At 40.5% G+C, this 20,622-nt stretch carries 15 protein-coding genes; 6 read left to right on the top strand and 9 right to left on the bottom strand.

Features of this window, described 5'->3' with window-relative positions; genetic code table 11:
• Positions 1 to 11: 11 nt before the first annotated feature.
• Entirely contained in the window at positions 12 to 929 is a 918-nt protein-coding gene (locus tag BST97_RS02890; RefSeq protein WP_085765829.1) for a glutaminase, read from the bottom strand.
• Positions 930 to 1,252: 323 nt separating this feature from the next.
• Positions 1,253 to 1,591: a single-stranded DNA-binding protein gene (locus BST97_RS02885; protein WP_085765828.1), complete on the bottom strand. Its 339-nt coding sequence runs from the start codon at positions 1,589 to 1,591 to the stop codon at positions 1,253 to 1,255.
• A gap of 214 nt (positions 1,592 to 1,805) precedes the next feature.
• On the opposite strand from BST97_RS02885, the gene BST97_RS02880 reads away from it, so the two are divergent.
• Positions 1,806 to 2,876: a S41 family peptidase gene (locus tag BST97_RS02880; RefSeq protein ID WP_085765827.1), complete on the top strand. Its 1,071-nt coding sequence runs from the start codon at positions 1,806 to 1,808 to the stop codon at positions 2,874 to 2,876.
• 141 nt (positions 2,877 to 3,017) lie between these two features.
• Positions 3,018 to 3,563: an RDD family protein gene (locus BST97_RS02875; RefSeq protein ID WP_085765826.1), complete on the top strand. Its 546-nt coding sequence runs from the start codon at positions 3,018 to 3,020 to the stop codon at positions 3,561 to 3,563.
• Positions 3,564 to 3,640: 77 nt separating this feature from the next.
• Here the strand turns inward: BST97_RS02875 and BST97_RS02870 are convergent, their stop codons facing one another.
• From BST97_RS02870 to BST97_RS02855, 5 genes are all read right to left on the bottom strand, one after another.
• The gene (locus BST97_RS02870; protein WP_211277462.1) at positions 3,641 to 4,237 is read right to left on the bottom strand and encodes an LURP-one-related/scramblase family protein; all 597 of its coding nucleotides are present in this window, start codon (positions 4,235 to 4,237) and stop codon (positions 3,641 to 3,643) included.
• A 189-nt stretch (positions 4,238 to 4,426) separates the two neighbouring features.
• Complete coding sequence (locus BST97_RS02865; RefSeq protein WP_085765824.1) at positions 4,427 to 6,751, bottom strand: ATP-dependent helicase; 2,325 nt, start codon at positions 6,749 to 6,751, stop codon at positions 4,427 to 4,429.
• 256 nt (positions 6,752 to 7,007) lie between these two features.
• Complete coding sequence (locus tag BST97_RS15705; RefSeq protein ID WP_157111404.1) at positions 7,008 to 7,202, bottom strand: hypothetical protein; 195 nt, start codon at positions 7,200 to 7,202, stop codon at positions 7,008 to 7,010.
• Positions 7,199 to 10,327 carry a T9SS sorting signal type C domain-containing protein gene (locus BST97_RS02860; RefSeq protein ID WP_085765823.1) on the bottom strand — a complete coding sequence of 1,043 codons (3,129 nt, stop codon included), beginning with the start codon at positions 10,325 to 10,327 and terminating at the stop codon, positions 7,199 to 7,201. Before BST97_RS02860 ends, BST97_RS15705 begins: the two co-directional genes overlap by 4 nt.
• Positions 10,315 to 12,651: a LamG-like jellyroll fold domain-containing protein gene (locus BST97_RS02855; RefSeq protein ID WP_085765822.1), complete on the bottom strand. Its 2,337-nt coding sequence runs from the start codon at positions 12,649 to 12,651 to the stop codon at positions 10,315 to 10,317. Before BST97_RS02855 ends, BST97_RS02860 begins: the two co-directional genes overlap by 13 nt.
• 490 nt (positions 12,652 to 13,141) lie before the next feature.
• On the opposite strand from BST97_RS02855, the gene BST97_RS02850 reads away from it, so the two are divergent.
• From BST97_RS02850 to BST97_RS02840, 3 genes are all read left to right on the top strand, one after another.
• Positions 13,142 to 14,581, top strand: coding sequence for a glyceraldehyde-3-phosphate dehydrogenase (locus BST97_RS02850; RefSeq protein WP_085765821.1), 1,440 nt, complete (start codon positions 13,142 to 13,144; stop codon positions 14,579 to 14,581).
• A 124-nt stretch (positions 14,582 to 14,705) separates the two neighbouring features.
• Positions 14,706 to 15,077: a hypothetical protein gene (locus BST97_RS02845; RefSeq protein ID WP_085765820.1), complete on the top strand. Its 372-nt coding sequence runs from the start codon at positions 14,706 to 14,708 to the stop codon at positions 15,075 to 15,077.
• On the top strand, positions 15,052 to 15,909 hold the full coding sequence (locus BST97_RS02840; RefSeq protein WP_169711520.1) for a hypothetical protein: 858 nt from the start codon (positions 15,052 to 15,054) through the stop codon (positions 15,907 to 15,909). Before BST97_RS02845 ends, BST97_RS02840 begins: the two co-directional genes overlap by 26 nt.
• Before the next feature lie 77 nt (positions 15,910 to 15,986).
• Here the strand turns inward: BST97_RS02840 and BST97_RS02835 are convergent, their stop codons facing one another.
• The gene (locus BST97_RS02835; protein WP_169711519.1) at positions 15,987 to 17,516 is read right to left on the bottom strand and encodes a T9SS type A sorting domain-containing protein; all 1,530 of its coding nucleotides are present in this window, start codon (positions 17,514 to 17,516) and stop codon (positions 15,987 to 15,989) included.
• A gap of 679 nt (positions 17,517 to 18,195) precedes the next feature.
• Between BST97_RS02835 and BST97_RS02830 the strand changes: the two genes are divergently transcribed.
• Positions 18,196 to 19,101: an IS982 family transposase gene (locus BST97_RS02830; RefSeq protein ID WP_085765538.1), complete on the top strand. Its 906-nt coding sequence runs from the start codon at positions 18,196 to 18,198 to the stop codon at positions 19,099 to 19,101.
• Positions 19,102 to 19,110: 9 nt separating this feature from the next.
• Here BST97_RS02830 and BST97_RS02825 read toward each other — a convergent pair whose 3' ends face one another.
• Complete coding sequence (locus BST97_RS02825; RefSeq protein ID WP_085765817.1) at positions 19,111 to 19,668, bottom strand: hypothetical protein; 558 nt, start codon at positions 19,666 to 19,668, stop codon at positions 19,111 to 19,113.
• Positions 19,669 to 20,622 lie beyond the last annotated feature (954 nt).

The raw sequence follows: 20,622 nt of genomic DNA, 5'->3' as shown, positions 1-20,622 counted from the left end.
TATTCTAGTTTTTAAAACAAATGCGAATTAGTCCTTGAGGTAAACTCTTCTAGAAATCGCATGCCTCGGTAGCTGTTTCCTTTTTCGTTGAGTCTGGGACTCCACACAGCGATGCTGTATTTTTCTGGATGCAGGGCGATGATACCGCCCCCTACACCACTTTTTCCAGGCAAGCCTACTCTAAATGAGAATTCGCCCGACTCATCGTAGAATCCGCAGGTTTGCATGATGGCATTTACACGATTGGCTTTCATGATGGGCAAAATTTGTTTGCCTTCTCGGTTTCTGAAATCATCGCAGGCGAGAAACAAGAATGCCCGCGACAGATTCTGACAGCTCATCTCCAGCGAGCACATGGTAAAATAAAAGTCTAGAACATCTTCTGGCTCATTCTCAAGATTATCCAATGACTTCAAATAATTACATAATGCGACGTTACGGTAACCGATAGATTTCTCAGAACGAGCAACAAATAGGTTATAATCCACCTCTTCATGATCACAAATGGATTTGATAAAATCAAGCAGTTCCCTTAGCGGATGCTCAAAGCGACTGAGCAAAATATCGCAAACCACGATAGCGCCGGCGTTTATCAACGGGTTACGCGGTATTCCGTTTTCATCTTCTAGCTGAACAAGAGAATTATAAGGATTTCCAGAAGGCTCCACACCTACCCGGTCCCACATCGCATCGCCCTCATATTTATAGGCAAGACTGAGCGATAGTACTTTTGCGATACTTTGTATGGAAAATTTGGTTTGATAATCCCCTATCCCAAACTCGTTACCTTCGATAGACGTGTAATGCACACCAAAACGCTCTGGATCGACCTTTGCAAGTTCTGGTATATAATCGGCTACGGCTCCTTTATTTTCTTGGGACTTGATATCGTCATAAATCTCCTTAATCAATTGCTCTACACTGTCCATATCTCTTTTTGTATGAGTTACACAAAACTATAGATAGATGAAGCATTTTTTCTTAGACCCAACTTAAATTCATGAGGGATTCAAGGAGATTTTAGCTAATGATAGAGAATTTGAAGTATTGGTAAGCTTGAAGGGATCTCGCTTTATTTTGCTTTCGCGAAAGCGTAACCATAAAGAAGTTCATACTGCGCTTGTAGAAGTACGAAAGCGGAAACATCTATGTAAACCTGATATGTACTTATTCTCCTCACCAGAAACATTTTTAAATAATAAAACCCACTCGCATGAACAAGTGGGTTTCTATTGCAACAGATTATATTAAATCAGTCCTTGCCCCCTAGCATAAGGACCTCGTTGCAAACGACCTCTGTGGTATAGCGTTTGTTGCCGTCTTTATCTTCCCAAGCACGGGTGACCAGCTTACCTTCTACGCCTACTTTGTTCCCTTTTTTCACGTAGCTGGCGATGATGTTTGCGGTACCGTTAAAGGCCACCACGCGATGCCATTGTGTATCAGTGACCTGCTCGCCTTGTTTGTTCTTGTAGCGATCGGTTGTGGCGAGTGAGAATTTAGCCAATTTTTTACCGTCTTGAAGGTTGATGATTTCTGGATCTTGTCCCAGATTGCCGATTAGTTGTACTTTGTTGTTCATGGTACTCATAATAATTAGTTTGTATGGATTAAAAAAATATTCTTGCCATCAGGTTTGATTTGTTTGTTGATGACGGTGCAAATGTGTGGCAGTTTCAAAGTCGCAAACGTATTTTAAAGGATTGCTTACGTTTATAGTCGTTTGTAAGCACTTAAATTAGTGATATATAAATTTAATTGTAATTTTAATTTATCTAAACAGTACAACTGATCTTGCTACCACTATGAGAACCTTCATTTATTTACTGGTACTTCTTTTGATTCAAACCAGCTTCGCCCAAACAGATGAACCGGACCAACCTGTAAAAAACTTTGATAAACTCTGGAATGAATTCAATGACAGATATGCAAACTTTGATATCAAGAACGTAGACTGGGATGAGATGTATAGAAAATATCGTCCGTTGGTAAACTTTGAAACTTCAAATGATAGCCTTTTTACAGTCTGCAGTAAAATGTTGCTAGAGTTAGAGGATGGTCATATCAATCTTATCCAGTACGGATCTAATGGGGTTATTCTAAATAAATTAGAGGATGGCAGCCCTTCAGAATTTTTAGAAAAGTTTCCAGCGATAAAAAATAGCAAACCGAACATTTATCAGTTGCTACAAACTACAGATCACACGCTTCAACAAAACGGTTTTGTTACAAAGGGAGCTTCCCAGAAAGGCTCAATGGAGTATTCGGTTTCAAAACAATTTGGTTATTTCAGAATATTATCCATGGGAAATATGTCTCTAGCTAAATATAGAAGACACATTGATAAAGCGTTAACTCATTTTGAAAGTAAGGAAGGTGTTATAATCGACTTGCGATTCAACGGCGGTGGTGATGATAAGGTCTCACTCAAAATTGCCAGTAGATTTGCTGATAAAGAGAGAATAGGATTTTATAAACGGAAACGGAAAAAAGGTACTTCAAGTTATGAAAACATGAAGAAGTTCAACATAAAACCTGCTGGCAAAAAGCAATTTGTTAAACCAATCATTCTATTAACAAGCGATTTAACCGCGAGTGCCGCTGAAGTGTTTACAATGATCATGAATGAATTTTCTTATGTGACTATTATAGGAGATCATACAAATGGAATATTTTCTGACATGTATGATTTTAAACTGCACAACGGTTGGCTCGTTACACTTTCAAACGAACAATATTTTTCAGCATCAATGGTTAATTATGAAGGCAGTGGTATACCTCCTGACATAAAATTGCTGAATCAACACACTGATATATTCGAAAACAAAGATTCTTTGATCATCAGAGCGATAGCACAACTGAAAGTTTCAGATTAAAAAATTACGAGTAATCTATCTGATTTTTCGGGTCTTGTATCGGTTCTGCAATGGGTTAGAATTACCCTTTACTTTAGCCTTTTCAAGAAAAACTTAGATCAATTAAATTCTTAAGTTTGAACTTAGCAACAACTGGAAACAATGAACCTCACTCCACAACCTGAATTCGGGAAATTCTGGGACCGCCTAGGCGCTTATCTTTTAGATGCCATAATTATAGGCGTACCTTCATTTTTACTTAATTATCTCAACTTTGTCACCATTAAGAGTTTTATTATCTACTTAATTCTACTCGCCTTGGGAATAGCTTACAAACCCTTTATGGAAAGTAAGTATCAGGCCACTTTGGGAAAAATGGTTCTCAATTTAAAGGTAACCGACTACGATTTGAAACCTATCAGCTATGAAAAGTCCTTTTTACGCAGTTTGATCTATATTCTACCCTCCTTAGCTGTGATTCCCTTGCAATACATTGGATTTACAGATCCTGAATTTAAAAATATTGAGAGTTATTTTACTTTTTCCCAATCTTTAGGTACTGCATTCCCTATAATGATGATCTTAAACTTTGTTTTTTCGCTCATCATTTTGATCGATGTCATTGTCTTACTTACTGATGAAGCTGCACAAAATCGTAGTCTCAAGGATCGTATGGCAAAGACCTTTGTTCTTAAGGTACGGAAGTAAAATTCTTTGAACCTTTAAGAAATTTAATAATATGTTCTTTAGTTCACTCCCAGAAACTGAACATTTTAGGCTGAGTCCTACCCTCGATTACGCTCCAGCAAGATCATCATCATAAGCGATATCATGATGCGCTCTTTATCATCTTGATCCACGTCCTTGAGCTTTTCAACAACAAATTTTCTACCGAAGAACGATGGATTTTTCTTCAGTTTCACCACCACATTGCCCTGCATATCAGTCACATTGTAGACTGGATTAAATACATAACTGGTAAAAAATCCCAAAACTGGTATCTCTCCCAGTAACCCGTCTGCAAATCGTGTAAAGGCACTCTCCTCCTCAATTTTGTATTGCTGATCGTTATTCTGGTCAATGACGAGATATTGCGCTTTCCAGAGTGATTTCCAGCCTTTTCTAGCCACTTTTCCCAGTTGCGCACCACTGGCGTTTGTAAATCCATAGGCAGCACTCCAGTCCAGCCATTTATTTGCTTTTATGGAATAGAGTAATTCGCTTTTACTCTCGTTGGAATAAACATTTACAGCTTCCTTGAATTTGAACATTTTTTGGCGTACGTAGGCTACGGTATGACCGGTGGCATCAGTCGCAACGAAGTCATTGCTCAATGTGCTGATCTTAAATCTAAAATCCAGGGGAAACTGTAAGTCTTTCATTGATATCTGTTCTTGTACGTAAATATAAATGATACTGTTTTAGTGGTCTCGCTTTCGTGAAAGCGTAAACTACAAAACACAAGCTACACATAAGCGAGTTTCTCACTTCTTGAGCGCGATCCAAGGAGCCTCGGTAAGACACCTCAAACTTATGTACTCAAAAACTCTCAAACTCACTAAGTTAACAGCTTACTCCACCTTTTCTAACTTAGCAAAACGCAACAATAATTTCTTCAGTCCACCCACCTGAAAACGTATCTCAGCTTTGCGCTCGCCGCCTACTCCTTCAAAATTCAGTACCTCACCTACTCCAAACCGTGCATGACTTACCTTATCGCCCACTTCCAGATTGCCCTCAAAACCTGCCGGAGTACTTTTTGTCGCGGCGCTCATGGGTTTCATTTTGCGCAGCTTCCTGATTTGCGCCTCGCTCGGCTGATTTACGCTGGGTGGCGTGCCGTTTTTGGGTTTGGTCTGGCGCAGTTTAGATTTGTCGGGCTCATCCCACAAATGATCCTGCAAAGCACTCTTGTAGCGATAATCATCTGGTGGAGTGGTATATTCTAGATATTGATCGTCTATTTCTGTGATAAATCTACTAGGTTCTGCATCCACCAGTTTTCCCCAACGGTAGCGGCTCAACGTATAGGTGAGATACGCCTGCTTTTCAGCACGGGTGAGCGCCACATAAAACAAACGACGTTCTTCTTCCAGCTCCTCGCGCGTGTTCATACTCATCGCACTCGGGAACAGGTCTTCTTCCATCCCGACGATATACAGATAAGGGAATTCCAGACCTTTTGAAAGGTGGATCGTCATGAGTGACACCCTATTCTGATCGCCCTTATCATTATCCATGTCAGTAGCGAGAGCGACGTCTTCTAGAAACTCGGCTAGGGAACCACGAGCGTCTGCGACTTCTTTCTGTCCCTCGACAAAGTCTCGCATACCGTTGAGCAATTCTTCAATGTTCTCAATACGAGAAATACCTTCTTGAGTTCCGTCTTTTTTGAGCTCAGTGAGCAGCGCACTTTTTTTGATCACATATTCTGTAAGTTCAAAAACGTTTTGCTCTTCCTCAAGTGCCTGGAAACTTTTGATCATCGTTACAAAGTTCCTGAGCTTGGTTTTTGTAGAGCCGTTGATATTTATCTCAATGCGATCAATGTTTTCAATGACCTCAAAAATGCTGCGGTCGTAATGCTTGGCCGCTACGATCAATCGATCCATGGTAGTGGCACCTATTCCACGAGCAGGATAGTTGATCACACGTTTTAGGGCTTCCTCATCTTTTGGATTGACGACCAGCCTTAGATAAGCAAGAACATCTTTAACCTCTTTGCGCTGGTAGAAACTGAGCCCACCGTAAATTCTATAAGGAATATCACGCTTGCGCAGCGCATCTTCCATGGCGCGCGATTGGGCGTTAGTACGATACAAAATGGCAAACTCACTGTTGTCCAGCTGGTGTTGCATTTTGTTCTCAAAGATGGAACCGGCGACATACCGACCTTCTTCGGCATCGCTCATGAGCCGGTGGACGATGATTTTAGGTCCATCATCATTTGCCGTCCAGACAACTTTATCAAGTTTGGTTTTATTATGTTCGATCACAGAATTAGCGGCTTCTACGATGTTTTTGGTAGAACGGTAATTTTGTTCGAGTCGGTAGGCTTTTACATCATCATAATCCCGCTGGAAATTGAGAATGTTATTAATATTAGCTCCACGAAAGGCATAGATACTCTGCGCATCATCACCTACCACACAAATATTCTGGAACTTGTCAGATAGCGCTTTAACGATCAAATACTGGCTGTGATTGGTATCTTGATATTCATCGACTAGAATGTACTGGAACCTGTGCTGGTATTTTGCCAAAACATCAGGAAAGCGGTTCAAAAGCTCGTTTGTCTTCAACAATAGATCATCAAAATCCATCGCGCCCGCCTTGAAGCAGCGCTCTACATACTCTTGATAAATCTGACCAAATCGTGGTCTGCGCGCCATGGCATCGGCCTCTTGAAGGTCGGGATCAGCGAAATAAGCGCGTACGGTGATCAGGCTGTTCTTAAGCGATGAAATACGGGAATAGACTTGTTTGTACTTGTACACATCCTTATCCAGTCCCATTTCCTTGATAATCGCGCTGACCAGTCGCTGGGAATCTTGGGTATCGTAGATCGTAAAATTGGACGGATAACCCAGTTTGCCCGCTTCCATACGCAGCAGTCGCGCAAAAACCGAGTGGAACGTTCCCATCCACAAGTTTTTTGCCTCGCTTTGCCCCACGATATCGGCAATACGTTTTTTCATCTCGCGCGCAGCCTTGTTAGTAAACGTAAGCGCGAGAATATTGAAAGCATCCACGCCCTGTTGCATGAGGTAGGCTATGCGCAGCGTGAGCACGCGGGTCTTTCCAGATCCCGCACCGGCGATCACGATCATAGGCCCCTCTTTCTGAAGAACGGGTTGCTTTTGTGCGTCGTTGAGTTGGGAAATATAATCCTGCAAAATGTGTTGAATTTGGAAGCGATAAAGGTACGGCTTGAAGAAGTTTCCGCTTTCGCGAAAGCGTGCTATTTATCCAGCCTTTTTTCAACAGCTGCCTAATTCAAATCATCAAAATTCTATTTTGCAGACTACATAATTTCTCTTAAACATTTATGAAAAGCTTGAAACGTTTTAGTGTATTACAAGTCGTGAAACCTCCAGACTGCTATGTAAATTTTGTCAAAACCTTTCTCGATAGTTGCTTCACTACTAAATTCTAATTTTTCACCTCGCGCATATAACAAATTGCCAAGCCCATCATTAGGGCTAGTCCTAAGAAAGCAGGAGTCCAATCGTCAATAGGTGCTGTTACAGGGTCGTTATCAAAAGGTGGATCAAATGGACCTTGGGCCTGAACGGTTGGGGTCATAAGAAAACAAATCAAGACGAGTATATAAATTGTTTTTTTCAATTCTTAATAATTTTGGTGATATTAGAATGGTTTTCTGTGGTGGTGGTTCTTACCAGATAAACTGCAGATGACAAATCTATTGTTACTTTATGAGTATGGTCATTTATGGCTGACTTTGCATACAACAACTTGCCTGCTATATCGAAAACCTCGACTTTATCCAAAGAAATATTACGGTTTTGAACCACGATTTCATTTAGAGTATTAACGAATACCGTTGTAGGATCCATTTCAGTAGTATTTATGCCCAGCGTTGTATTCTGGTAAATGATGGCAAATCTTGAGTTGTAGGTACCAGGAGACATTTGGAATGTATAGGATGAGTTTTTGATGTCATGTATCACTTTTAACTGTTTATCCCATAAATAAAACTGCTGTGAGAGGAAGATACCATCAAATTGTGCGGCGCTGATCTCATAAGTATCTGCTGTATCAACGGTTATACTCAGTTCCACCTCATCGTTAATATTAAAAGCCGCTCTACCTTGAATTACGAGTTCCTCATTGTTAGTTAGAGAAGATAAATAGGAAGGTGAATTGGTTAAAACCTTAGCGTCGATTCCTAGATCAAAATCATTTGTCGCATTATCCATATAAGCAATCATTATTTGATTAAAGCTGGACGTAGAGTTGGTCAAATTCAACCAAATTCTGTGTTTATCATTCGGCGGAACGGGAGATGTATTTGACTTAAAAAGTGAATTGTCTCCTTGTATCCTACGTAAGGAATTATTGAAATCAATATATCCAGCAGAAGCAATGTCCGCAAAAAAGCCTTGTCCGGTCTGTATAACACGTACTGGTGCGGTTCCTCCAGCTGCAGCCGCTACACCGCCCGCTTTGGAGAAGGACGCATAATTAGATTGCGCCGTATAGGAACCATCTTGAGCGGCCTCATGAGTCCAGTAATAAAGTGCTCCTATCCCTCTTGCCACGTTAGCATCAATGAATTGAACAGCATCTATGGGTGATGGGTATGGATTACCCAAGAGATTATATCCAGCGGAACCGAGTATGGTGTAAGAGCCATTGTTAGGAACTCCAGTAAACACTCCCTGATAAGGACTGGGAGTCGTACTGCTCCAATTGTTAGCAACTCTTATCAAATATCCTGTTGAATTAGCAAAACTTGTTGTCGAAGGATCTGCCACTGCATTCCAAGCTGTTGCAGCTGTTGTACCTGCTGGATCGTAGGTATAAAAACGATTACTGAGCGTTTGTGGTGAAAACGCTTGCAAATTTTGTCCCGCAACAGGAGAACCCCACCCAGTATATTCCTGCCTAACCATAGGAGCGCTCTCAACATTCATAATAATCTCACCAGAATTTACTGCATCATTGCCTTGAAATAGATAAGCATCGTTCTGGAATTCTAATGAAGCACCAGATTCTACAGTTACTGCATTTTCCACAAATAGTACTTCTCCAGTACTGATTACAACATTAGCAGAGTTTGAGACATTGACTGAACAAGAACTAAACCCAGTGCCTGTATAATCAGAAAGAAAAATTGCATTTTTTGTAGTATCTGGAGTGCCGTTAGTCCATGCTCCACTATCCCATGTGGTGGTGGTATCGCAAGGACATGCAATTTTAGTAGGAGTTGAAGGGTCAGGTGACGAACTTCCTAGGTGACCATTACTATTATTCCCACGTTTCCAAATACTATTATCTGTTTTTTTAATAATAAAAGATCCACTTGCTCCTGTAATACTATCCCAATTTAAATCAGTACCTACCTGAATAGGTTCATATGGTTGTCCTGTAGAACTTATACCAGAACGGGCAATCATCCCCCAAGTCCATAGACTTCCATCATACTTAATCGCAGCAGTTGCACCTAATCCTCCACTCATTACATCCTTATAACCACCTCCTAAAACTTTGGCAAAACCAGAACCTGTTGTGTGCGATCTTCCTAACCCCCCAAAGGGAAGAGAGAGCCCTGCTGAATATAGATCACCATTGTTTTTCAAAGCAAATGCATTTATATTACCAAAAGCAATTTTTTGCCAATTCGTATCTGTGCCTATTTGAGAAAAAGATGAATTTGAATCACTTGAACTATAAGTTGCAGAACCTGCAGTCCACAATGTTCCATTTGTCTTGATGGCCAGGCTCCCATGGGTGTTACCAGAAGCTTGCGCCCAGTCTGTAGAAGTGCCCACTTGAGTAAAACTGTTGCGGTTATTGGTGTCTCCTAATCCTAGCTTACCGTTTGAATTACTTCCAGTGACCCATAGGGAATGATCTGATTTAATAGCAAAGCCAGAGTTATCTGTTTTATGAATAGACAGCCAGTTGGTATCTGAACCTACTTGAGTAGGTACAAGCCGTTCTACATTGTCGCCTTGACCTAGTTGACCTACATCATTTAACCCCCAAGACCATAACGTACCGTTTGATTTTAAGGCAAACGAAATGCCACTCCCTGTTGCAATAGAAATCCAGTCCGTATCTGAATTGACTAAGTTGGGAGTACCTCTTGCCGTATTATCGTTCAAGCCCAATTGACCATTGGTATTGGTTCCCCAAGACCATAAAGATCCGTTTTCAGCGATGGCTAGAGTGTGTGTTGCTCCGGTATCAACCATTTGCCAGCAACCATATTCAACATTTGGAGTTACTGCTACATAAACTGGTACGAGCTCACTCTCACAGCCATTTACATTTATACTCGTAACCCAATACGTTTGACCGCCGATTACCGAAGTGTCTGGAGTAGGCGCTGCGGTAGAACTCACTCCCGTAAGACTGGTATACCAATTTAAACCTGTACCACCTGCACCGATAATTGCACTTAGAGGAGCTGCAACATCGTTGAGTTGATAGTTGAAAGATATAGGGGTTGGAGTTTCAGGATTAGTCACCCCTGAAAGAATGGGAGATCCGTCAATTCTATTTGAAGTCGTTCCGGAAAGAGCAAAATTCATAAGTCCACCATTGTTGTTCCCGGTTACTTCATTTACTACCGATGCCATGGATGCGTTATTTTCATTAGCAACACCACCATCGAAGGTAAAGTAAAGGCTCAGGCCGCTTTCATCGCTTGCCACTTCGCAATTCATTCTACCCAGAATTTCTTCTTGACTTAGTGCATAATCCCATAATCTTACCTCATCCATTTCTCCAGAAAAGTTTGCATCAGTAGAAATCCCCCTGAACCGATGAATTGGTTACCGGACATCTGATTAGAACCAGCACCTGAGGAGTCAGAAGAAGCTACTTCTACTCCGTTTATGTAGATTTTTGAATCAAGATTTAGACTAAGATTACCTGATATTACCGCAATATGCGTCCATTGATCAACAGCAACTTGGATTGTCGAAGTTAAGATGGTAGCTGAATGAAAAATCTCACCTGATTTGATATAGCCGTTATCCATCCAAAGATCGTGTTGAGATTCACCAGCTGAGCCATCAGTATACGAAAACAAATGCTGGATACCTGATAATGTGCTGGGCTTGATCCACAATTCCTTAGTAAAAACTTGCCCACTAATAGATGTAAACAATGAAATTTTATCGTCAACCCCATCAAAATGCACGTGCGTAGCGGGAGTAAAGGGTACATCTACCTGAACTGGCACACGGTTGCTGGTAGCCACAGCTGAAAATTGTTCCACATAATAAGTACCAAACTGAAGTTCATCAGTCGGTGCCAACGCTGTACCACCTGTTGCATTCGTATACCATTTCACGGTTGTGCCCGAACTAGGCGTTGCAATAAGATCAGCTACCGTACTGTTATCGGGTAATGTTTGAGAATTCTCTGAGATTCTGTTTGCCGTGATAGCAAGGCGATCTGTGGATTCTGTACCATTAACGGTTTGGGTGGCATAATAAGTTATCTCGTCTACCAGCAAGGACGTGTTAGTTAAGAGATTACCTCCTATAGCGGCATCGTACCATTGAATGTTATCTCCCGTAACTTGTAATGTTGTCAAATCCTTGTCATCTCCAGTGTAAACTTGAGTACTATATGACGTTGTAGGTGCGTCAGGGATGCTTACATTTACTGTCACGACTATTTCCACACGTGCGCTTTCACAGCCATTCGCATTGGCACTTGAAACCCAGTAAGAAGTATTTCCTGTTGACGAAGTGTCTGGCGTTGGTGCTGTAGTAGATCCTGTACCGCCGGTTGCAGCGGTGTACCATAAAAGAGTGGTGGCATTAGAGCCTAGAGTGGCAGTGAGAGGCACTGCTGTATCCCCTTGATCATAGGTCACCGGAGAGCTTACGGTTGTATCGCCTACTAGTGCAGGTTCAGTAATGGTTATGGTTTGTTGACTACCGTCCCAAATTATTCCGCAACCTAAACTATCTGATACCCCAGCAATGTAGTAGGTTCCTGGAAATAAGTTGTTCAAGGTAGTACCATATTCACTTGTGGACCATAAAATAGTGTAAGGTGGAGTTCCACCTGTCACACTTACAGTAGCCGAGCCATCGTTATCTCCATTACAGGTAATATCATTATTTTTTGTAATGGTGTAAGCAATAGGATCATTACCGTCAATAATCACGCTAACACTAGAAGTACAACCGTTTTGTGCTGTGATGACACAAGTATATGTTCCAGTTGCCAAATTAGAAACCGTAGCAGTAGTGGCATTGTTAGACCATAGATAGGTCGGATTGGTCATATTATATGTCTGGACTGTTGCAGAACCGTTATCGCCACAAGTCGCATCTGTACTTGAACTTATCGCAGCGTAGGAAACCGCTGTTCCAGAAATCCAGTTAGAAGAAGAGCCATTTAAGGCAAAGTTGTTGAGAATTCCATTTAAAGCTGTTCCATTAGATGATGCATTGTCAAGGACGGTCACGTCAGAATTATCTCCAGCGGCAACGCCGTTATTCATTTTGTAATAGGCTGTCAGATTACTTTCCGACCCGCCCAGCTCGCAAAATCTATTTGAATCGATTTCAGTACTCGTTCTACTTGTAGACCAGATTCTAATGTCATCAATTTCCCCAGTGTAATACCTTCCGGTAGCTTGAAGGTTCTCCCCTATGGAAACCGCAAAGCCAGAGTTATTTACAGTACCTGGTGCGCTAGCGGTAACATTTTGAACACCATCGATGTAAATGTAGGCATCTGTTGCGGTCTTTACCGCAGCGATATGGTGCCAGTTACCATCAGTAACTGATACCGTCGAGAAAAAATCTGAAAAAGATCCATTTCCAGCGAACGCAATATTTCCCGCATCAGTTAGAGCGACTCGCCAGCTATCATCTCCTTTTGCGACCAATGCATCCCATTGCTGGGGAATGGTGCTTGAGCGCATCCAGAACTCAACGGTAAATTCGCTCGTAAAATCAAAACTGCTTTCACTAGGAAGGACGACATGATCGTTAACACCATCAAAGGTTAGGTGCGTTGCATCTTGAGCTATAGAAACAAATGAAAAAATCAGAGTTAGGTACAAGTAAAAATGTCTCATTTTTTAATTTTAAAAATCACGTCCTAAAATATGTTAAGCTTGTTCAATGTTTAGTTAAAAAACAACACTATCTTCTAAAATAAATATAAAATGCTGACAAACAAGCATTTACACAACCTATTATTAATACACTTAATCGATTATTTTTTCTATTTAAGAAAGTAAACTTTGAAAATAATTTAAACAATTAGATATATTAAATTTTTTTAAATGACGTTCTGATAGGTATCAACAGTAAAAAGTTTTAATATTTCCTAGATACAACTTCTGGTCATTAAATTTAAAGATCAAATTCGCTTGTCCCCTTTACATTTCAATTTATAAATGAATTAAAACTTTACGGCCTTTTTACATTAAATGAATTCTCGCTTTCGCGAAAGCGTAAAAAATCTAGAAAAAAACCTCTTCTACGATTTACGATAACGTTATAGTATCCCTACTTTTGCATCCCGATAACTATCGGGATTAAAACAAAATTTGAACTACCTTTATGGACACGTATGAAAAAGAGCTCGCCTTTCAAACCGACAGGCGTCGCGCAGCAGTAGCATTTATCAAGGCCGTGAGCGATTTATGGTACGATCGCTCTATCGAGCTTGTACTGTTTAGAAATCAGCTGATCGACCGGAACGTGAGTGAGATCATCAACTTGCATGAATACGCTGGCGAATTTGTGCAAAAACCCATTTCAGTCTTTGACAGCGTTGAGATTGCTCAAGCTTTGCTCTCTCTGGACTTACCGCCTGCAAAGCTTGACATAGGAAAGTTAACCTATGAGTATCACCTTGAGGATAACGAGGCTCAAGATGCCATGAGCTTTGTGATTAAAAAATTGAATCACGCTAAAAAATCGGAAGCTATTCAGCCTAAGGATGTGGTACTTTATGGTTTTGGCCGTATAGGTAGATTACTTGCTCGCGAGTTAATGTCTAAAGCAGGAAAAGGTAGCCAATTACGTCTAAGAGCCATCGTGACACGTGGTGAAGTTAATGAGACTGTTTTGGCAAAAAGAGCATCCCTCCTAGCTCAAGATAGTGTGCACGGAGATTTTTCAGGAACGGTTTCTTATGATTTGGATAGTAAATCGCTTATTGTAAACGGCACAACTGTTAACATCATAAGCGCTAACGCTCCAGAAGATATCGACTACACGGCATACGGAATCAACAATGCCTTGATCATTGATAATACGGGTGCTTTTAGAGATAAGGAAGCGCTGTCCAGACATTTGAAAGCCAAAGGTGCTCACAAAGTTATCCTAACCGCTCCAGGAAAAGGAGTTCCTAACATCGTTCACGGTGTAAATCAAAAAGACTACGATCCAGATACTACGGATATTTATAGTGCTGCAAGTTGTACGACTAATGCGATCACACCGGTTCTCAAAGCTGTAGAAGATAGCTACGGCGTAGTACGAGGGCATTTAGAAACCATTCACGCCTATACCAATGATCAAAACCTTGTGGACAACATGCACAGTAAATACCGCCGAGGTAGAGCTGCTGCGCTTAATATGGTAATTACTGAAACCGGAGCAGGACAAGCTGTGAGCAAAGCTTTGCCCACTTTTGAAGGTAAATTGACTTCTAGCGCGATACGTGTTCCTGTTCCCAACGGATCACTGGCAATATTAAATCTTGAGCTGGAGAGCAAAACCAGCAAGGATGCCCTTAACGCAACCATGAAGAAATATGCGCTTGAAGGTGATCTTGTGGAGCAGATCCAATATTCACTCGATAATGAATTGGTTTCTAGCGATATCGTAGGTTCCAATGCCCCTTCTATTTATGATTCCAATGCAACAATCGTAGATAAGGGAGGTAAAAACGTGGTGCTGTATGTTTGGTATGATAATGAGTATGGTTATAGCCATCAGGTCATACGTCTGGCGAAATATGTTGCAAAAGTGAGACGCTTCACTTACTACTAGAAAGAATAAATTTAATTATTTCAAAAGCCGATGGAGAGTAGCGATACTAATCATCGGCTTTTTTGATTTATTCAAATACGTTCTTGTACTATTAAAATTGTAACTTAGACCGCACGATACTTGTATGATTAGGTTTTTAAAATTTGCTTTTATTCCTTTGTTGATTACCGGAATTGCGGGAGCTCAACTGTATAAAGCCCAAAACGGCTTCACCCGCTGGAAAGGTGGTGGATTTGGGATGTACAGCGAGATGCATTACAACCTGAATCAGATCTGGCTTAATGATCAGCTTATTGAACAAGAGCAATTACCAGAAGAACTTTCTAAAAGCTTTAAAAGAAAGCCCAGCGACGCCCATGCAAATCTTATATTAAAGGAACTCGCTTCAGATTTCCCTGATGCTGAAAAATTACAGCTGTGGCGCCCTACCTTTAATCTTGAGAGCATGACTTACTCACGTAAACTTGTCTATGAATACAAGCCTCACGCCGACTAGGGAAAATAAATACCAACGGGTTTACATTGTGTGTCTATTGCTGTATATATTTTTATACAGCTTTCATTTGAACAATTCTGTGTTCTCGTTAAGACCCTTCTTAGTGCTGCCTCTCGCCTTTGCTGCCATCTATAAAGTAAAAAATATTTACAAACCTATTTTTTGGTTGGGGATAACGGCATATCTGGCAATTGAGTTTTTGTCAAATTTTTACAACTGTGCCAATCACCATTTTGTGTTACTGTATTTATGTCTTGCGACCACCATTGCGCTGGCCTACAAACTGGATTTTGATAAGATTTTAAATTACAATGCGCGATGGATTTTAGGCGTGGTATTTCTTTTTGCGGCTCTGCATAAAATATTGTCAGCTGAATTCATAGATGGATCTTATTTAGGATTTACAACTGTCCTAGGTGGATTTGCCAAACCTCTTCACATTTTTGATTCATACGATCTATTTGTAAACGAAAATGCCGCAGTTTATAACAAGATTAATGAATCAGTGCCACGTGAGAATAATCAAGGAATTTTTAATACACCTTTTGACCAATTCATCAATTTTATCAAATCATTTACATGGGTAACAATAGCTGCAGAGGTTTTTGTTGCCGCCCTTTTTGCCTTCAAACCCAGTCGTGTCTCTCACATGTTCATGCTTTTATTCCTGGCAACACTGGTATTCACCCGTTCTGAAACAGGATTTGCGTCAATTCTCTGCCTGCTGGGAATGGCGAGCTGTAATGACAAATTTGAAAATTACAAGCTGTTCTATTTGATCGCGTTTGTGATTTGTCTTACTGCATCATTTACTAAGTTTGGATACATTTAATCCCCCTAGCGGCGATCATTATAACTTTTTGTAAAAGGTTGATGATTTCGCTTTCGCGAAAGCGTACAATAGAAATGTTACTTCACCACTACTCTTTCCGTAGCTTGTCCTTCACTCGTCACCACCGTCATCAAGTATATTCCAGAATTCAAATTCTCAAGATCTACAGTTTCATTCAATGTTCCTGAAACAAAACTGGTCTTATTCAACAATCTGCCGTTGAGATCGTGGATGGTCAGAGATTTGATCGCATTCTTGGCATTTAATTGAAGTATTCCAGAAGTTGGGTTAGGCGATATTTTAATGCTATCATCAGTTATGAATGAAACGCTGGCTGTAGATTGTACGGTGGTTACAAAATCATTGGTCACGATAGGCGCGTTGAAATCAAAATAGATTTCTGCATCGTTGTTGAAGGTGTCGCCTTCCGTAAGCGTAGAAAGGGTTTTGATTTTGAACAGTACATAACCATCATTGGTCGCATCATTAAAGTCCAGATTGATGTTCTCATGAATGAATTCAAAGGTGTTGCCGTCTTCAACGGTTCGCACATAATAGTCATGGCTGCCACCTAGAGGCACAAATGTGCTGACGTCAAACATGATAGGATCAATCGCGTCTTTTACGACCACATTGATCGCACTTGCCGTTCCCGTATTCTCAAAACGGATCATGTAGTGGACGTACTCACCCACCATGGACGGCTCGATCTTCTCTCCTTCTAAACAACGTTTATCATTGGGGTCAAAACTGTTCACCACGATCTGCTCGAGCGTCATGGTATTGTCGGCCGGCATATTGTCCGTACCTGTTCCAGTAACGATTCCCGTAAAGGAAAGTTCGTCGTTTCCATTGAGAGGAAATGTTGAATCCGTAGGTGTATTGAGCGTCATGGTAAAGATGTATTCCTCCATCTGGAAAGGAGCAATATCAGTAAACGACCAGTCCAGCTGACCAGCATTTGCCGTTCCCGCAGCCGGAGCGGAATCAAACAGCGTCATATAATCTGCATCATAATCAAGGGTAACGGTGCCGCTGGCGTTTTGGTTTCCTTTGTTCTTCACCACGACTTTGTAGCCGGTTTCAAAGCCTGGGCGGGCTTGTTCTAGGGGCATTACAATGACTTCTAGATCTTCAATCGTTCCATTGGGAGTTACACAGAAGTCTTGGGTGAAGGGGCTGGTCTGAGTAGGGAAATCCACGGTGACGCTTGCTGGGCTAAAGTTCCAATAGGATGGGTTTTCAGGTTGTGGGGTGATGGTATGCTGGCCGTCTGAGACTGGTAAATAATAACTGCCAGAGTTATTTGTAGAAATAAGACCTGCACTCATGTTATCTGTAACAGAGTATAGCAAACTAGAAATTTCGGTATCATTAGAATTGCAACCATTTCCATCTGAATCAATTCTTGTAGTACCAATAATTTCATTATAAAAACCAATTGGCTCAAATGTACAGTAAGAGTTGACTACTATGGAATTATTTGGGTGAGAGGAAAGCAAATTTGTGTATTGCGAAATTAATCGAGTAGGGACACAAACATATCTCAAATTCACATTGCTATTAAAATATAATTGACTTGAATGAAATGGTGCTTCATTTTTCAAGAAAAGAAATTTCAAGTTTGAATTATTTAACAAACTCAGAAATTCAAGGTTCTGAGCCAAAGATAAATCTAAAAATTCGACATTTTGACAATCAAATACTCTTAGTTCCACCAGAGTTGCTAAAAATGAGTAATCCGAGACAATCCAAGCAGCGTTCATTAGTTCTAAAAATTTAAGACCAGCACCCGAAAAATCATTTAAATTTATATCTAAATAATTTTCTAACGACCAGCGTTTAATATGACTATTGACGAAATTCATAATAGGCGCTTGTATTGGGCTACCTGCGTAGAATTGAACGTTCTCCACGTTAGAGTCAAGAAAACTTAAATTGCTTAAAAGAGAATTTTGAATGTAAATCTGTGAATCGAAAGAACTTGAACTGTCAGTATATTGAACATTTTCTAAACTCAAAACAGAAATGCTGCTATCTACTAATCTCAGACCTTCAAATTCAGCTATATTTCTAAAATTAACTTCCTGAAGTTGACTATTGAATATTTCAATGGAACTCAAATTACTTGAGTTGAAACTTATCGGGCTATTTATATTAGAATCGTTAATGTTTAAATAGGATAACCCGTTGTGCTAGTTAAAATTAAAAAACAGATTAAAAAAAGACCGTGCATTTTGTTGATATTCAGTATATTAATGGTTCCTAATCTGTAATTCTGATACCATGCACGATCTACCTGCAATGTACAAAAAACACCTTTCCTACCTCATTGATCTCTACCAAACCGTCACGGTGGACGGAAACTTCATCAAGCGACCGGTCAACACGAAAATGAATGACCTGGAGGTCATGGCACTCGCCATTACCGGAGAGGCGGCCTCGATCCCCAGCGAGAACCTATTGTTTGCCAAGATAAAGAAGCACTTTCGCGAGGACTTTCCCATGCTGGTCGACCGCACCAGGTTCAACCGGCGCAGGCGCTCGCTCGAGCCACGCTTCAAGGAGTCCGCGGGACTCTTGGGCGACCGTATGGATGATGGCAGATCTGCCCTTCTGGTGGACTCGATGCCCTGTCCCATCGTGCACAACGCCAGGGAGCACCGCATGAAGATCTGTATGGAAGATCTGGGCACGGCTCCGAGAAAGGGCTACTCGGCGGTTGACCGCCGCTACTACATTGGATACAAGCTCCACCTGCTCATGAGTACGCAGGGCATCTTCCATGACATGGCAGTGACCCCAGCAAACGTACACGACATAAAGTTCCTGAAGGAAAGGCAGTACGACGGTAGCGAGGAGAGGCAGATCATCGGCGATCGAGGCTATATATCCAGGGAGCTCCAGGCAGATCTGTTCACAAGCTACGGTATAGAACTTCTCACCCCACCCAGGAAAAACCAGCTGGTCAAAAGCGCATTCTCGCCCGAGAGGAGAAAGAACCGTAAGTTTATAGAGACAAGGTTTTCACAGTTATGCTCCCAGTTCTCCATCAAGATCAACCTGGCAAAGAGCTTCAAGGGCTTCCTGACAAGGGTCTCAAGCAAACTGGCCGCAGTTGCCATGCTGCAGATGTTCAATAGGGAAAACAACAGACCAATAAATAGGATCAGGCATGCATGGAACTACTAGCACAACGGGTTAGGATAAATTAGGTAAATTATTGAAATCAATATTTGAAGTCGCATAGTTATGAATTCTCAAACCCTCCAACAATTGCAAACCTGATACATTCAAAGAAATGCCATTTGTGTTAGAGACATTATTATTCTCAAATTTTGCTTCAACTCTTATTAATGAAGACAAATCTGATATATCTAAGCTACTATTAATCTGATTATTAAATTCAACATACAAATATTCTAAGTCAGGAATAGAGTTTAAATCAACTTGAGTTAAATCTGTACCAAAATCCAACCATTCTAAAAGTGGAAAATTTAAAAGATCAGTAAAGTCATTTAAAAGGACTGGGGTAACGGAAGTTCTTTGCCTTCTAATATGAGTGATTCTAGAACCTTCATAAACGGAAATCTCACCATCATTGTTTAAATCTGCCATTGTGAAACCCCAGCCAGGTTCTAAAACTGTGGGGTTGTTTAATATCCAAGATTTCAGTTCAGCACTCGAAAACTGAATATTTTGTGCAAAGCATGTTGAATTAAACAAGATGAAGAGGCAGAAAAAATGGATTCGTTTCATTAGTTGAATTTTAGTAAATATATTAAAATCTAATGAAAATTGTTCTAGGTCGTATGAAATCCTAAAAATTAAATGGATTAAAATTACGTGTGAAAGTTTCCAAAAAAACTCAATACAATTATGATTTAAATTTCTTAATTGAGCTTCTTATTTTTTTCTCTTCATAAAATCTAAATATCGAATTGCAAGTTAATATTCCCTATTCAGAGGATTCATTTTTTATATTGTATATCGAAAAAATAACATTTATTAAATGCAATTTTAGCAATTCTTTGAGACTAGAATGACAAATTCCGATTGATAAAGAACTATTTGAAAAAGTTATTTAAATAATTATAGTTATTACACTTATAATACGGTTTTGAAAATTTAAGCACGGTAGCTATTTGAAATTGCCAATATTTAAAGCTGTCTTAAATCGAACATCACTCGCGAAACAAGCAAACTTGTTGATTACTACTTTTTGCTTAGAAGCTATGTAAAAACGTATAGATATAAGCAAATCAAATAATCAATGCTTTGACTATACAGTCATTAAGCGGTCTCGAAAAGCCAATAGTAAGCGATTCCTATATCCGCACTATTGCAGTTTTTTAATTCTTTGACAACCCCCAACTCGGCCTAGGGTAAGCAGCATGAAATCCAGCATAGCTGGATACGACAAGCAGACGCTTAGATTACGTGGTTGCTAAGCGTAATCAAAGTGTTCAGCGTAAGCGATTCACACGCCAGCAGAGCTGGCGGTTCTCATGAAAACCATTGACTACGTAAAGAGTGAGTAGCCTCCGATCCAGCGCAAAGTATTTAATAGCAAACGCTTCGACTCCGCTCAGCGTAAGCGATTCACACGCCAGCAGAGCTGGCGGTTCTCAGGAAAACCCTTTGCCGACTCCGCTCAAGGTAAGCAACCTTCAATTCAGCAAGTCGGACGCAAAAGTCTAAAAACGCTTCGAC

The organism is Nonlabens spongiae (assembly GCF_002117125.1).
Lineage (GTDB): Bacteria > Bacteroidota > Bacteroidia > Flavobacteriales > Flavobacteriaceae > Nonlabens > Nonlabens spongiae.
This window is presented reverse-complemented; position numbering and strand designations above follow the sequence as displayed.